Below are 16,093 nucleotides of genomic sequence, written 5' to 3' on the forward strand. Positions count from 1 at the left end.
GCGCCGGCAGGGATCAGGACGGATGCCGCGCACCGGTGGCCGCCGTCCGTGATTCCAACGTGCGGACCGCGCTGAAGAGCGCAATATCGTCAATGCCCGGTTTGCCCGTGCGCATGGCGATGTCCGCAGCCAGGGACGCCACCTCCACCAAAGCGCCGCAGGAGCGTCCGGCCAACCGGGCCGCTATGGGAACGAGCGAGCCCAGCCGCTGCGCCGGAGCCGCGCCGAGCAGGTGCACCAGCAGTGAGAGTGTGTCTTCCGCGTCGGGGCAGTCGACCGGGATGCCGACGGCGAATGGCCAGATCGCATCGCGCCGCCATGCGGTGGCGATGATGCGGGAGCCCTGCTTCACTGCGGTATCGAGAATGTCCGGCACTGCGTCCGAGACCGCCGCAGCGTCGAGCCGCCGGAGCAGGAGGATCGAAGAGGGCTGCACGGCGGCTTCGGCAAGCGCATCCCTCAGCATCGCCTCGCGCTCGTCGCTCGACCGTTCGCCGGCGGCCGTGATGGGAATGATCCGGCCGCCGATGAAACGGGCGATTTCCTGTGCGGCATGGAGCTTGCCTGAACCGGGCGGCCCGTGCAGCAGGATCGTTGGGGGAGGGCGGCCCGCACCGCCCGGCGTGCCGTCGGTGAACAGCGTCTCCCGGAGGAGGCGCTCCAGCACCGGCCGTCCGGGAAGGGAGAACACCCGTACGGCCGATGCCGCCGGAACCGCCTCCTCCACGGTGATGGCGATCCCCAGCGCAGCGAACGCGGCGCGAACCTCGCCTTCGGTCAGGTTGCGGTTGATCGACCGGATCCGCCGAACGGACAATATTCCCTGACCGACGCCTCCGGTCATGATCCGTTCCAGCAGGGCGCGCCGGTCCTCGCCGCCATCGTCCGCGACGTCGAGGCAGGCCGGCAGTTCGGGAACGAGCAGGGCGCGCGACCATGAGGCGGCCGGGTTGCGCGCCGACAGGTCGGCCAGGGCCTTGCACACCACCGTCAAGCTTCCCGCGGCGATCTGCCCGCTGTAGGCTGGGAGGCCGGCGACCGGCAGCGGCCCGGCTCCGGCTTCGAAGGCGATGGCGCTCACCTCTCCCCGCACGCCTTGGATCCTGAGTACGCGGCCGGTGGTGGCAAGATGGTCAAGAACCCCCCGGTTGCCAGGTCGTTCCACCCACGGTTCGTCGGCGAACAGCAGGATCCGGCGCCCTGTCCCGTTCGAATCCGCGACGATCTGATAGCCGTCCCCGTCGAACAGAACGGCACCCACCGCAGCGCCCAGAGCGACAGGAACACGAAACGGAGCGAGGGGAAAGGCCGCCATGATATCCGCTCAGCTCCTCATGATGCTGGCGAGGTCGCCGGCACCGCGCACCGCCGAGCCCAGGTTGACTTGATTCTCGACGATCTCGAAGAAGATGCGCCGTACGGTCGGCATGTCATCGCGCTCGATCGCCGCGAGCCCATCGCGCACCTGCTGTCCGAAAAGTTCCTTGTCGATGGCTAAGTGCCGCTCCTCGGCAATCAGGCGGAACTGTGCAACGATGAACATCGGATCCTGCCACAGGGTCTGAGAGGTGAGACGCTTGAGTTCCCCTAGGATCTTCTCCGTGGATTCAAGAGCCTTGTCGGTGCTGCGCGCCAGTTCCTGCGTGGCGGTACGCGCCAACTGGTCGAAGCGCTCGTTGGTGCGGAAATCGACGGTGTCGCGGGCCACCCGGTTGAACAGGCCCTTAATTTCACCAAGCTCGTGCTCCAGAAGGCGGGCGCGGTTTTCCGGCTGGTCGAGCAGGCGTGCGATATCTTGCCGGATGTGGCGCCCCTCCTCGGCGATTGCGCGCTTGGCGTCGGCGTCGTCGGCCAGTGTCAGAGACCTGCGCTGTTCTGCCAGCCGTCCGGCCAGCCCGTCGATTGTCTGGACGGCGCCGGCACCGACCACGGTTTGCGCCTTTTCCAGCTCTTCCTGCGCGTTCTGGAGTGCCGACTCGGCCATCCTTGCCCCATCCGTCCCTTCAAAGGAGCGATGCCCAGCCTGATCCACATAATATTTCGGCGTGTCGAAAGTCTGGCCGGCAGACGGGAGCTCGACCGTGGCCCGTAACAGGCCGCTGTCGTTCATCTGCCAGTGGAACACGATCTGGTCACCGGTTCGGATGATGGCGTTTTCCGCCAGATCCTCCGACGCGATGCGGAACACGCCCACGGGCAGGTTCAATTCCGGCGCCGACACGCCAGGGGCTTGCTGGAACAGCTCCAGGTCGATATGCCCGCCGTCGCCGGCGCGTATCGTCCGCGCGGCGCGGAAAGCCTTGCTGCCGCTGGCGGGCAGGGGGGTGCCCTTAGCGATCAGCACCTCAAGCAAATTCCGGTCGCCGGCCGTGCTGTCGAGCACCTTGACCGCCAGGGTCTGCGTTGCCGGAATGGCCGCCGCGCTTGAGTGGGTCCGCGTGATTTCGAAGGTGCCCGAGGCTTCGGGCAGCGGGCGCCCGGATCGGTCAAAGACGGTCACCCGGAACGTGTTGACGCCCATGTCGTCGGTCCGCAGGTCAATCGACATGCCGTCAGAGAGCGGCATCCGTTCGGTGGACCACCCGGTCTGCGATTCGATCAGAATCACGCAGCCCGTCACGCCGGGGGTCGAGACCTTGATCCGCACGCGGGCCTTGTTCGCCGAGACTCGTGCGGGATGATCGAGACGCAATTCAAGCGCCGTACCGAGCGCGGTGGACGAGCGCGTGGTCTTCCGGCTGGTGGCGCCTCCGTTCCAATCGCGGCTTTCCGCGTAGATCGCCGCGCCGAGGGCCACCGCGGTCATCGGATCGACGGTTAGATCGGCCGGGACGCCCAGTTCCCGCGATACCCGCTCGCGCACCGCCGGCGTTTTCGATGGGCCGCCGATGAAAACAACGCGGTCGATATCGTCGCTGCGGTAGCCGCTGTCCTTGAGGATCTTGTGGCAAAGCGCGATGGTCTCGTCGAGCTTGTCGGCGATCAGCCTTTCATAGGTGGTTCGGTCGATCGGGATGTCGAGATGGATGTCCTGGCCTGATGCATCGGTCACGCGAACCTCGTCGTCGGAGGCGAAGATGGTCTCGCGTTCCTGCGCCGATAGCGCGATCTTGGTTTTCTCCACCGCCAGCCCGGCGACCCGGATGATCCGGCGGTACTTCGGGTTGGCCTGGAAATCATCGGGCAGGTCGAAGTGCTCCAGCAGCCAGGGGCGGACGACATTGTTGACCAGGATGCGGTCGAAGTCGCGGCCGCCCAGCATGTTGATGCCCTCGTGGGCCAGAATGCTGACTGATCCCGACAGGCTCTGCACCAGCGCCAGGTCGAACGTTCCGCCACCCAGGTCGTAAACGAGGAATTGGCCGCCCGGTGTTCTGGACTGGCTGATTGATGCCATCGCCGCCGCCACCGGCTCTTGCAACAGGGCAACCGACTCCAGCCCAGCGGCGCGCGCGGCGCGCAGGGTCGCCTCCGACTGCATCTGGTTGAAGGCTGCCGGAATGGTGACGACGGTACCGGACACCTCGGAGGTGCCGGTCTCGGTGTAGGCCTGCCCGACCAGCACCTTCAGGATGTCGGAACTGCACTCCTCAGCGGTCAGGGACAGGCCGGCGCCCTGGAGGTCGATGGGGGTGTTGGTGCCCATAAGGCGCTTGAAGCCGGCCGCGACGTTCTCCGGCGACAGCATCGCCTGCTGATAGGCGCGCTGCCCGTAGAGCCGGTGACCACGCTTGTCCACGTACAGGACCGAGGGCAGCACGTCGGTCCCGTCCGCGGACCGGAATATCCGCAGATCTCCTCCCCCCGTCGTTCCGGCGATGGCGCTGTTTGTGGTTCCGAGATCGATGCCGACATAGAAGCCCATGTCACTGTTCCTCCCTGCGCAGAATGACCTTCCCCATCGAGAGCACCCGGCCCTCGCGGACAATCGTCGGCTCCACCGTTTCACTCACCGCCAGCGCATCGCTGCCAAAGACTTCTTCGCTGTTGAGCACGGTGACCGGGAGGGTTGGAAGGTAGGGCTCACCGTCGTAGGCAACCGCCCGCACCCCACACTCGCCGAGGATCGAGTCCAGCCGCCCCGTCTGGAAGCGGAGCTGCGAGGCCAGCTTCATCCGCCGTTCCTCCGGCAGTTCGCGGATGCTGCGTTCGTACACACGCAGCAATCTCCAGTATTCGACGGTCAGCTTGATCAGTGATGACTGTTCGTCCATGCGCGTTTCTCCCTTGCGCAAAGAGCGTTGTTCCGAAACTACCGTCCCGTGCCGGAGAACAGCCGCTTCTGCACGTCAATGCTCCAGGCGGTTCCCTTCGGCAGACCTTGGCCGGCAATAAAGGCATCGAGCGCGCTTTGTGATCCGGGGCCCCATACGCCATCGACGGACCGGTTGTACAGGCTCAGCTCGGCCAGACGGCTCTGAACCCGCGATGCGTCTTCCCGCCGGAAAAGCGCGAGCGCGACACTTCCGGATTCCAGTGGCCCCTTTGGTTGTGCAGCCGGGCGCACGTCCGTCCGCTGCGCCGGCAGAGTGCCCCCGGAGACGGCCCGCATCATGACGGCGCCTTCTTCCAACAGACTCGTCTGGTATATCCGCAGCTCGCTCTTGACGACCGCCATGTCGGTCATCGAATAGGTGTACTTCGAACACAGTGCGTTGAAATCGGCAACCAACTCATTGAAGCGCCCCTTGCGCGCTTCGGTGTCTGCCGCCGGCTGTGCACCGTCGAGGCGCTTGTTCTGATACATGCAATAGCGAAGCTCTTCGAGCGACACGTAGGTGCCGTTCTGCGCCGGCTTCCGTTCGGTGGGCTGGAAACTGGCGACAGAGGGGGACGGCGCTGAGGGATTCGGGGCGCCCGGGTTCGGGGCGTGGACGTTCCGCACGAAGAGGGACACGGCCACAACGCCGGCGCCGATGGCCAAGCGCCAGAGCCCGCGGCGGTTTCGCTTGAGCTTTTCCTGCACGGTTGCACGGAGCTTGAGCAGCTTCTCCCGTTCTTCGTCATCGCCCCCCAGCTCCAGCAGCCGTTCGGTCAGCGACAGCACACGCTGGTCATCCTTGCGCTCTATCGCGTGGTTCAGATCCTCCCGCAGCACGCTGCGTTCCAGAGACAGGTGGTCATCCGCGAGCCGTGGGCGCAGTCTGTCGGGCGGCGGCGGCTGATGGGCCAAAAGCATGGTCATGATGCGCTGGGCGGCGGCGGCCGCGTTGTGGTCGTTGTTGAGCTGGATGGCCAATTGGCGCATCGCCAGCCACGGGGCATCCTCGCTTTCCGTGCCGAGGCATTCCAGGACAGCGTTTTCAAAGGCCGCCCACACGGCACCTGCCCGTCCACCGCTGTGCCCGCTCAGCGCGCCAGACTGGACAGCACGAATGAACGCCAGGGGATCTTCCATCGCCGTTTCGATGGCAAGGCGCAACGGGCCCGGAAGGGTCACCTCCTTGGTCGTTGCCAGCATCCTTTCCAGGGTCTGGATGTCTTCGGGGAGCTGTTCGTGTACGCTGTGCAGTCTGGTGAACGTCTGCTCCAGCGCCCGTATGAGACGCAGAGACATGGCGTACAGATCATGCTCATTGGAAAGCCACACGGCAAGTTTGCGGATTTTCTGGTAAAGCTCCTCCGAACGCGGCTCGTCCAAGTGTTTGGCTTGATAAACCAGTTGCTGTGCCTGGGTGAGCGAGTTCCAATCCGCCAGCAGATCCTTGATGACGTCCAATGGCCTCTCATCGAATGGTTCGTTGTGGAGGCGCTCGATCTGGGTATCGACCTTTTCGTTGATCGCGTGCAGCCGTGGTGCCGTCCAGCGGTCGAAGCCGTCGACGATGCATTCCAGCATGTCCCGCGCCTGAGCAGGCGCATCGATAAAGATGCTGACCACGTTGGTTATGGTTGCGCCGGGATTGGGGATGGCCGTGACCGCCGCAAGAATTGTTTCGACGTGACCACGCTCCAACGCGCGCAAGCCCGTCTCGACGAGTTCTTCCGAAATTGGCTTGATGCCGGCCACTTGCCGTTCGCTGTTGATCAGCGTCGCCACGAGGTGGCTGTGGACATCAGCCTTTGCATTGAGGACGCAGTTGATATGGTATGAATCGGCAAACCCATGGCCGCACAGGTGGGCGGCCAGATTCATCCGCGCAAGCGGCGGAAGTCCCGACAGCGTTTCAGCCGCCCCCGCGCAGTCCCCTTTGCGCAGCATCGCAACAATCCTGGCAAGCCGCCCCGGCGTCACTCCCAGCAACCATGATAATTCCGCCTCCAGGCGCGGTTTGCTTGCCGCCAGGGCCTGATGGGCTTTTAAAAGAGCTTTCTCATCAATGCCATGTTCAATTAAGGCGTCTTCATAATGATCCGTTAGAACGTCTGCCCCGTCTCGGGGGGATACTCCCAGTATGGCAAAGGGATTCTGTAGAAGATCAAACATAGGCATAACCTTTTACAGTTCTCTTCGCTTGAATTTCGGCACGAAGGAAACAATATTCAGCCCAATGTTGGGGGCTACGCTCTTAAAATCACTCAGTATGAATCGATAAATAAAATAATGAATTTGCCAAAGAAATCATCAAAAATAAAAACTTCCCTCCAGTTGCGGTCGGATCAACGGCGCAAATGGACCCATTCGTGGTGTGGGCAAAAGCGTATGGTCAGCATGCTGAAAATCAGGATATCTGTTTTGTGAATACTAAAGTATGTCTGCTTTTGGAGAATTCATTTTGCGATGAAATCTTTGCATCGTCAAGCGGTCCTGGCGCTCGACAGCCGTCATACAGATGAGTGAACTGGTCCCCGTTTTCCGGACAGTCGGACATGCTTGGTTCGCCCGGGATGACGGACGGACCCGATGACGGAGAAACGGAGACCGGCTCACCCGGCTGTCGGCGTTGCAGTATCAGGACGGGTAAACCTCAATGCCGGGCTTCAACCCTTCTCAATAGGCCAGGGTCAGGGCGATGTGCGGCCGTCCCTGGCCGGTGGTGAAGCCCTGCTTGCCGACGACCTGCCAGCCGTAATCGAACGCGACGGTCAGAGCCGGAGCCAGCGTGTAGCGCAGCCCGACGCCAACCCCGGACAGGGAGGCTGTCTTGGGTTCACCTGTGCCCGGAGCACGGTTCTGGGCCAGGCCGTAATCCCAGAACCCGAGGAACTGGAGCTTGTCGTCCCGGTCGCGCGCCCCCAGAAGTTTGGTCAGGCTGATGTCGGGCGTGCGCAGTTCGGTGGAAAACAGCACCCCCTGATCGGCGTTGATCTGCCGTTCCTCGAACCCGCGCACCGACCCGTTGCCGCCGAACCCAAGCTGTTCGGATGGCATCAGGGGGCCGCTGGCAAGCTGGCCCTGGACCCGCACCAGCCACGAGAACGCCTCGGGCAGCGGTGTCAGCCGGTCCACGCCGATGCGGGCATAGGCGTAACGGGCCTCCACCCCGGCCCTCTGGGTCTGCAGCGCCGCGCTGGTGTTCTTGTCGTTGAAGCCGCCGGGGCTGAAGAACACACCCGCGTTGAGGGCCGTGGTTCCCCAGGCATCGGGACGGGACGCGCTGTAGGCCGCCGTCCATTGGGCGACGTCGGCGGCGTTGTTCAGCACCGAGACGCCGCCGAATTCCAGATTGTTGTTCGTCCGCTTCCAGTCGAACCCCGCCTGAAGCTGGTGGGTTATCCCCCAGATTTCGGACAGCGGAACCGTATAGCGCGCGGAGGCCTGTGACGACCGCCCGATCTGCCGGAACGACTGCGGCAGGTCGGGCACGCTTTCCGCGTAGCTGCCGAACAGGGTCAGGGTGTGGCGCCAGGGCAGGGGGATGGTGTAGCTGCCGGAATGACCGGCGAAATGGGGTTTCGCACCCAGCCCGTCGCGCCAGAAATCCGGGCTGGCGGTGAACTGGTAGGACATCTGATGGTCAAGCCACAGCGCGTTGCCCCAGTTGAACCCGGCGAAGGTCCGGTTGCGGTCGGTGGACTGGGTGCCGGTGTTCTCGTACCCGCCGAAGACCCGGACGGGGAAGCGGTCGGTGGTCCGCAGGATGATGTCGCTGGCCCCCGCCTGTTCGCTGCGCTGATAGACCAGATCGGTGCGGCGGAAGGGGTTCTGGTTGAGCCAGTTCACATCCTCCAGCAGCCCCCTGCCGCTGATGCGGCTGCCGCTGGCCGTGCGCACCTGCGACAGCAGGAGCTCGTCGGAAAACCATTCGTTGCCTTCGGTCCGCACCTGGCCGGCACGGAACTCCAGGGCCAGGATCTGCACCGTGCCGGTGGAGATGTCGTGTTCCGGCACCAGCACGTCCACCAGCGGGCGGTCATGCTCGCGGAAAAAGATCACGGTGGCGCGGATGATCTCGTTCAGCCGGTCGAGCGTCACCGGCTGCCCCAGATAGGGAGCGATCAGGGCATGGAATTCCGGCGTGTCCAGCACATCGACTTCGGCGGTGTCCACTCCCGAAACCGTGACGCCGTGGCGCTGAAGCTGATCCGCACGGGCATGGAACACCAGCCCCTTCAGAGCGGGGAGAATGGCGGCGCGGCCCCCCGGCAGGCCGGGTTTTTCCGGCGGCGGGGCGGGCAGGGCGCCGGCCCGCGGGTTGGCCGGCGGTTCCTTGGGCGCGATGCGTTCGAAGTCCTGGGCGGATGCGGCACCCGACCAGCAGACCAGGGCAAGACCGGCGTGGCCGAGGCGTTTCAGGACGGGGCGGGAGATCATTGGCCGGCGGCCCCCTGGTTCGGGCCTGCGCCGGTCTGGGTGTCGCCGGGGGCCGTTGCGGTGTCGAGGACGAGAGTCACGTTGGGATTGTCGCTGCTGCGGAAGGTGTTGAAGCTGGATGCGCCCGCCGTCACGCCGCCGGTCACGCCGGGAATGGGGGCGGACGCACCGGGGCCGTTGTCCGTGGCGGACGGCCCATCCCGGAACAGGGCCGCGTAGCCGACCGTCTGGCTGTAGGTGACCGCAACGCCGCCCGTCTGGACCGTCGCTTCCACATGGCCCGTGCCTTGGGGGGAGGCCGCACCCCTGGCAGCAGGGCCGGACGACGGCAGCGGGACGACGACCGGAGAGCCGCCGCGCGGACCGCCGGCGGCCGGAGCGCCGATGGTGGTCCCGCCCGCCGGGGAACTCCCCGCCGTGCTTCCCCCGAAACCCAGGGAGGTTCCCGTTTGGGTATAGGTGGGGGGATTGGTCTGGGACGCGCCCGTCACCGCCGTTCCGCCCACGGGGGGCACGACGATGGGGGGGCTGATCCGTGTGACCGGGGGCTGGACGGGCGGAGAAACCGCAGGCGGTTCGGCCACCGGCGGGGCCGGCGGGGACACCACGGGCGGTTCGGTAACGGGCGGTCGGGTCACGGGCGGCTCGGCCACCGGGGGCGGCGGCGGGGGCGGCGTGACGGGCGGCTCGACCACCGGGGGCGTCGGCGGGGACACCACGGGCGGTTCGGTGACGGGCGGTTGGGTCACCGGGGGCGTCGGGGGCGACACCACCGGCGGCTCGGTCACCGGGGGCGGTGGCGGAGGGGGAGGGGGAGGGGGAGGCGGCGGCGGTGGCGGAGAGGACGGGGCGGCTTCCGCGTAGATGAAGCGGGCGGCGTCGGTGAACGTGGACGGATCCTTGGTCAGATAGGTGCCGCTGTAGGTGGCGTCGGCGCTCAGCCCGCCCTTGACGATGCCCGCTGCCGTGGCGGAATAGATCAGCCATTGCCGGTACGCCTGCACGGCGGAGGCGCCGGCGTTGTTGATGACGTTGCCGGTGGCGCTCAGGACCACCATGCCGCCGGGCTTGGGCTGTTCGTTGGTGTCGTTGGGGTCGTTGCGGCCATCCGGGGCGGTGGCCGACACGGTGGTGCCGGCGGCCAGGGTCATGTCACCCACCGTGCGGATGTTGATGGTGCGGAAGAGGGGGCCGCCGATGCTCCCCGACAGCACCAGCCCGCCGGCCCCGTCCACGATCTCCACGTTGCCGGTGAGGTTGCCCGCGGTGGTGTGGACCAGCCCTTCCAGCGTGCCGATGCGGTTGTTGGCATCGGTCAGGATGATGTTGCCGAAGGTTTCCAGCGTCAGACGGTCCACCTGCAGCACGCCGTCCTGGCGGATGGTCTGTTCCACCCGCATGTCGTGAAGCGAGGTCAGGGAGCTGGCGCCGTCGTTCCGCAAGCCCGCCGCACCGATGCGCAGGGTGTCGGCGGCCATGAAGTCCAGGGTGGTGTTCGCCCCGGTCAGGCTTCCCTGAATGGTGCCGCTGTCGCGGGTTTGCAGATGGAAGGATGCGTTGTCGGTGGTGGAGGTGATGTCCACGGTAACCGGGCTGAGCGCTGTGCTGCTGCGCAGCCGCAGCGGCGTGCTGCCGTTCAGCACGACGGAGCCGGCGCCGGACAGCGACAGCGATCCCACGCGGTGCCACTGGCCGCTCACATTGTTGATCGTGCCGTCGTTGACGAGCGACAGTGCGTTCGTCACGCGCAGATAGGGGGTGTCGGAGAAGACCGTGGCCATGCGGCCGGTCAGGGGCTGGATGTCGGTGGCGTAATCGCTGCCCAGCCCCAGGGTGTTGGTGGCGGGGTTGGTGAAGGTCAGTTGTGTGGTGGTGCCGCTCAGCCGCCCGATCCGGTTGCCGGTGCCGGTGAAGTCCACCGTGGCCGACGGCATGTTCAGATTGAGGATCCCGCCGACCAGCGGGTGGGTCTGGGTGACCGTGGAACCGCCCGCTCCCAGGAGGATGCGGCCCGCCGCCCCCACGTCGATGCCGTCCACCCCATCGACCGATCCGACGGTCAGGTTCTCGAGCGTATGGAAGCCGACGTTCCGCCCGTCGGCCTTGATCGCGATGGTGCCGATGGTGTTGCCGGTGTCCAGCAGGTCCACGTCGCCGCCTGCCGTGACCGCCAGCCCGCTTGCGGACAGCCCGGACTGCTGGGTGACCTGCCCGCCGGACTTCAGATGCAGCTTCGTCAGGCCGGTCACGAACACCGGCCCCGCAATGTCGATGTCGCCCCCCGTCGGCGAGCCGAGAACCAGCGTGTCGGCGGTGATGCCCATCAGCGCGTTCTGGCTGACATCCAGCGCCGCCGACGACGAGGCGGGGTCCGTCCCGAGGGAGACGCCCCATGTGGTCGTCAGCGGGGCCAGCGTGACGTTTCCGCGTGTGTTGATGGTGGCCTGGGAGCTTTTGTTGATCCGGTCCGCGCGCAGCGTGACGGACCCGGTGGTGACGGTGGGATCGGGCCCCGGCTGGTTGGTGGTGCGGATGGCGGTGTTGCCGTCGAGATGGATCCCAAGGGACGGGGTGATGGCGGAGGACGATCCCGCGGTCCCGGTCAGGGTGATCGCCCCCCCGGCGGAGGTGATGCTGCTGGCCGCGCCCGCCATCATGATGCCGGTGTTGTAGCCGGTTAGACTCGGGATCAGGCTGTCCAGGATCGTTCCGCCGGTACCGGTGATCGAGACGCCGCCGCCCTCCCCATTGCTGGTGACCGTCGAATCCTGGATCACCACGCCCATGGAAAAGCCGATGCTGCCGGAGAGCAGCGACCCATGGCCGCCCCGGCCGGTGATGGTGATGGCGTCGGTTGCGGTGCTGGCGGAGGTAATCGCCGAACTGCCGCTGATCAGCACCCCATGGGCCGTCGTCGTATTGAGTCCGGCCATCGGCTCGGGGCCGTCGCCGTCGATGAGGATCCTGCCGGTTCCCGACGTGATTTCGGACGCGCTGTCGAGCATCACGCCGGCTGTGATGTTCATGGGAGCCGCTAGGCCGGATTTGCCCTGCAGGATGATGTCGCCACCGCCCGACCGCAGCCTGGCATTGTAAAGATTGACGCCGACATCCATCCCTACCAGAGGCATGCCGGTCGCCGGGCCGGTCAGGTGCCCGTCGCTTCCCACCGCGGAGCCGCCGGCGGCCTCGATGAAGCCGCCGCCGCTGGCCACCAGCGCGTTGTTCGTGAAATAGATGCCGCCGACCGCAGACCGGCTGCTGTTGAAGACGACGTTGAGCCAGCCATCCGACGACGGCCCGTTGTTTTTGATCGAGCCGCTGAAAACGATGTTGCTTCCGGCCCGCAATGTCAGGGTCCGGTTCATCGCCTCCGTCAGGCCGCTGGTGTCGAGCGTCGCGTCACCATTCCAGCCGATGTTGCTGCTGGCTTCCAGGATCAGGGAGTTGCTGTCCAGGAGGGAACGGATGGTGCCGGTGGTGATGTTCTGCGAACCCGTGTTCTCCAGGGGCTCGCCGTTGGTGAAGCCGGCGCCCCAGACCGCGGCATCGTTCAGGGACAGCTCGGTCGGCGCGGCGGCGGCGCCGCCGCTCGTGACCGTGATGGTGGTCGGGTCCAGCAGCAGCTTGCCCGTCTGCCCGCGCGGGGCGGAGGTGTCCACCGCTGCGCGGAAGGACAGGTCGCCCTTGCCGGACACTTCGACAAAGCCGCCGTCGCCGCCGCCGGCACCGCCGCGGGCCGTGACGGTGCCGGCAGCGCTGGTGGTGCCGTCCGACCAGACCACCACCGATCCGCCGTTTCCGGGGCCGCCGCCCGTGCCGCCGTCGGCGCGGATGGTGGCGCCGGCGGCCATGGCCGTGCGCTTGGCGTTGGGAATGGGGGGCGGGAGAATCTTGAGCGCCGGATCCTGCCCGCCGTATCGGTCGCCCCCCACCAGAACCGTGCCGCCGGCCGCCGTACCGGACGCGTCGATGGACGATCCCGGCGCCAGCCCCACCCGGCCGCCGGTCATCACCACCGTGCCGCCGTTCTTGGCCGGGGCGGTGCCGCGGGCGTCGATGGCACCCGTGTGCAGCACCGTTCCGTCGGCCGACACCGACACATGCCCGCCCGACCCGTCGGCGTTGCGCGCCTCCACGGTGCCCGAGACGGTGACGTCGCCGCCCGTGGCGCTCATCCACACCCGGCCGTTGCGCGTCCGGCTGCCGGTGGCGCGCACCACCCCGCCGTTGTTGCCGGCCAGGGCGTAGATGTTGCCCCCCACCGCCTTCAACTCGGCCTGGGCCGCGTCGATCAGACCGCTGTGCTCCACCGCGCCGCCGTTCCCCGTCCGCACGAACACCCGTTCGTCGCCGCCGTCGGCCAGCAGCACCTCGGTGCCGCTGGCCAGGGCGGCGGTGCCCTTGGGGGCGGTGACCGTGCCGGCATTGCTGACTGTGCGGGCGATCAGGATCACATCGCCGCCGGTGGACGAGATCTTGCCCAGGTTGGTCACCCTGCCGGGGGCATCGCCCTTGAACAGCAGCGACCCGCCCTTCATGAAATGCTCGTTCAGCACGTCCAGGGTCGAGGCGACGAAGCTGCCCCCCGTCACCACCACCCCGCTGTCACCGACCACCACCCCTTGCGGGTTGACCAGATACAGCGACCCGGTGGCTTCCAGCCGGCCCAGGATGGTGGACAGGGTGCCGCCGGTCACCCGGTTCAGCGTGGCCCCGTTCCCGTTGTTGACGCGCACCGCATGCCCGGCGCCCACGTCGAAGCTCTGCCAGTTGATGATGCCGCGCGCGGTGGTCTGGTCGATGGTCATCGTCTGACCCGATTGCGCAATGCTTCCCGCCCCGCCGGCAAAGGTTCCCCTCGTGGGCAGGGGCGGGTTGGCGAAGGCCACGCCCGGAATGAACATGGCGGTGGACAGCAGCAGCATCCGAAGGCGGATCTTGGGTATCACGGGGCGTCTCCAGAAGGCATGGAGTGGCGCATGCTTCTTGGGAAAGAGGCATGTGGTTGCTGTAATTTATGATTACGGACTGTATTTATCCGACGACCTGACAGTGCAACAAGTATTATGCGGCTTGCAATATATAAACCTTGCTAGATTCATTTTATTACATATCAAATCTTGGCACAATTACATTGTGTTATCTTATTTATGCCATTTTTGATGAAACTGTCTGAATTGTGACATTCAATGGCGCATTGATCTCAAATATGGCATCACGAATGGAAAGCATCGCATTTCCATTCGTGATGCGGTATGTGGGGATGGTTCCGGTGTCTTAATGAGATGCGCGTTGAGGTTTTCTCATATTACTTATTATTTTGCGATTGGCATCGCTCTTTTTGCCATTATCGCGATAGTAACGGCGGCTGGGAGACCGGCTGTGGCCGCCCCGCCGGACGGTGGCGCGGGGCCGGATGGGCGGGTGCTGGAATTGCGGGGCCTCTCGGTTCCGGCCGCGGGGGCGATGGAGCGTCTCATCGACCCGGAGGGGCGGCTCGGCATCGCCGACGTTGCGGCCTCCGGGCGCAGGGCTGCCTTCGTGCCCGTTTCGGACAGCATCGGCATGGGCTACACCGCGGCCACGGTCTGGGTGCGGCTGACGGTGCGGGCGGTGGAGCGGGCCGACTGGTGGCTGTACGTGTCGCCGCCGTTCGTGGACGACATCACCGTCTTCCTTCCCGACGATGCGGGAGGGTGGCGGGAGCAGACCGGCGGTGACATCCACGGCATCTTCGCCACCACCATTCCGTTCCGCGCACCGATCTTTCCGGTGGTCCTGGCGGTGGGGCGGGATATTCCGGTCTATGTGCGCCTGCGCAGCACCAGCACCATGTCGGCCAGCCCGGTGTTCTATCAACCGGAATACTTTCCGCACGCCGCCACCGTCCACACCCTGTTCTCCGGTGGTTTCCTGGCGCTGCACATCGTCATCGTCATCAACATCCTGTATTATACCGGCCTGCGTGACCGGCTTTACGCCACCTATTGCGCCTGGGTGATGCTGAACGCCATTGCCTTCTCCTTAAACCTGGGCTACGGGCGCCAGCTTCTGCTGCCCGGTCCCGGCATGGTGCCCACCCATCTTCTGGAACTGGTGACCATCCTGGCCCTGCCGGTGGCGACGGTCTTCATCGCGCGGCTGCTGTATCTGCGTCATGATTATCCCCGGCTGGCCCGCCTCTACGATGCCGCGGCGTGGATCGGGGTGGGGTGCTTCGTGCTGAGCCTGTTCGGGTTCTTTCCCCAGGTGGCGGTGCCGGTGAACGTCATCGGGCTGCTGCTGGCCATCATTGCGGTGATCGTGTCGGTGCGGCTGGCGTGGCAGGGGTTCCGTCCGGCGCGGATCTATGCCCTGGCCTTTGCCGCCCATCCCATGGGGCTGATGCTGGTCACCATGCGCAACGCGGGCCTGCTGCCGTCGGGCCCGCTGGTGGACAACAGCTATTACATCGCGTCACTGGTGAATGTGGTCCTGCTCAACGTCGGGCTGCTCGACCGTCTCAACATGGACGCCCGCGCCGCGCTGGAAGACGCCCGCCGCCGCGGGCAGGAGCTGGAGGACCGCATCGCCGTGCAGTCGCGGAAACTGGCGGAGACCAGCGCCGCCCTGTCGGAGGCCACGGTCGGACGCCGCCGGACCGAAGAGGCGCTGCGGGAAAGCGAAGCGCTGTTCCAGCGGCTGGTGGTCGCCGCCCCCGTTCCCCTGTTCGTCAGCGTTCCGGCCCGCCGGGAGATCGTCTTCGCCAACGAGCGCACCGCGGACCTGTTGGGCGTTCCGCTCGGCCGCCTCCTCAACGCGGTCACGCTGGAAACCCTGCTGATGCCGGACGACCTGCGCCGGCTCGTCGGCGCGCTCGAAGCCCAGGATATCGTTCTGGATCTCGAACTCTGCCTCCGGTCCGGGGGGGATGAGGCCTTGTGGGTGATCTTGTCGGCGGCGCGTGTGCGTTTCCACGGGGAAGCGGCGCTGTTGATCGGTTTGAACGACATCACCAGCCGCCGCCAGTTGGAAAAGGCGCTCACCGACGCCCGCAACCAGGCCGAAGCCGCCCTGGCGGTGGAGCGGGTCCGCATGCGCGAGCAGCGCCAGTTGATCGCCACCGCGGCCCATGAATTCAAGACGCCGCTGACCGCCATCGACCGGGCCGCCCAGATGCTTCAGTTCGATCTGGTTCCGTCCGACGATGGCCATGCGGGGGCCGGGCCGGACAGCCGGCGGGTGGCCCAGCGGCTCTCCGTGGTGCGCGACAATGTGCGGCGGCTGTTCCAGGTGGTGAACAGCTTCCTGGCCGATGCCGCGCTGGAGGCGGGGCGCCCACCGGTGGAATTGCAACCGGTGGCTCTGGCCCCGCTGGTGGAGCGGTGCGCCGCCCGGCTCGACGCCCGGCTGACG

General features: G+C 66.1%; 7 protein-coding genes (1 of these 7 running past the window's edge). 1 reads left to right on the plus strand and 6 read right to left on the minus strand.

What is annotated here, in order from left to right; genetic code table 11:
• Nucleotides 1-13: 13 nt before the first annotated feature.
• The 6 genes from M2352_RS16885 to M2352_RS16910 form a co-directional block, all read right to left on the minus strand.
• Complete coding sequence (locus tag M2352_RS16885; protein WP_264665727.1) at nucleotides 14-1,315, minus strand: AAA family ATPase; 1,302 nt, start codon at nucleotides 1,313-1,315, stop codon at nucleotides 14-16.
• Nucleotides 1,316-1,324: 9 nt separating this feature from the next.
• Nucleotides 1,325-3,865, minus strand: coding sequence for an Hsp70 family protein (locus tag M2352_RS16890; RefSeq protein WP_264665728.1), 2,541 nt, complete (start codon nucleotides 3,863-3,865; stop codon nucleotides 1,325-1,327).
• Between the two features lies 1 nt (nucleotide 3,866).
• The gene (locus tag M2352_RS16895) at nucleotides 3,867-4,214 is read right to left on the minus strand and encodes a hypothetical protein (protein WP_264665729.1); all 348 of its coding nucleotides are present in this window, start codon (nucleotides 4,212-4,214) and stop codon (nucleotides 3,867-3,869) included.
• 38 nt (nucleotides 4,215-4,252) lie between these two features.
• Nucleotides 4,253-6,427 (minus strand): peptidoglycan-binding domain-containing protein, encoded by a 2,175-nt coding sequence (locus M2352_RS16900; RefSeq protein ID WP_264665730.1) that lies wholly within the window; start codon nucleotides 6,425-6,427, stop codon nucleotides 4,253-4,255.
• A gap of 504 nt (nucleotides 6,428-6,931) precedes the next feature.
• Entirely contained in the window at nucleotides 6,932-8,695 is a 1,764-nt protein-coding gene (locus M2352_RS16905) for a ShlB/FhaC/HecB family hemolysin secretion/activation protein (protein WP_264665731.1), read from the minus strand.
• Nucleotides 8,692-13,647, minus strand: a complete 4,956-nt coding sequence (locus M2352_RS16910; RefSeq protein WP_264665732.1) for a beta strand repeat-containing protein — start codon at nucleotides 13,645-13,647, stop codon at nucleotides 8,692-8,694. Before M2352_RS16910 ends, M2352_RS16905 begins: the two co-directional genes overlap by 4 nt.
• Before the next feature lie 433 nt (nucleotides 13,648-14,080).
• On the opposite strand from M2352_RS16910, the gene M2352_RS16915 reads away from it, so the two are divergent.
• On the plus strand, nucleotides 14,081-16,093 hold the 5' portion of the coding sequence (locus M2352_RS16915) for a sensor histidine kinase (RefSeq protein ID WP_264665733.1). Its footprint extends 399 nt past the window's final position; the window shows 2,013 of its 2,412 coding nt (coding positions 1-2,013); its start codon is at nucleotides 14,081-14,083; its stop codon lies off the right edge, out of view.

The organism is Azospirillum fermentarium, assembly GCF_025961205.1.
GTDB lineage: Bacteria > Pseudomonadota > Alphaproteobacteria > Azospirillales > Azospirillaceae > Azospirillum > Azospirillum fermentarium.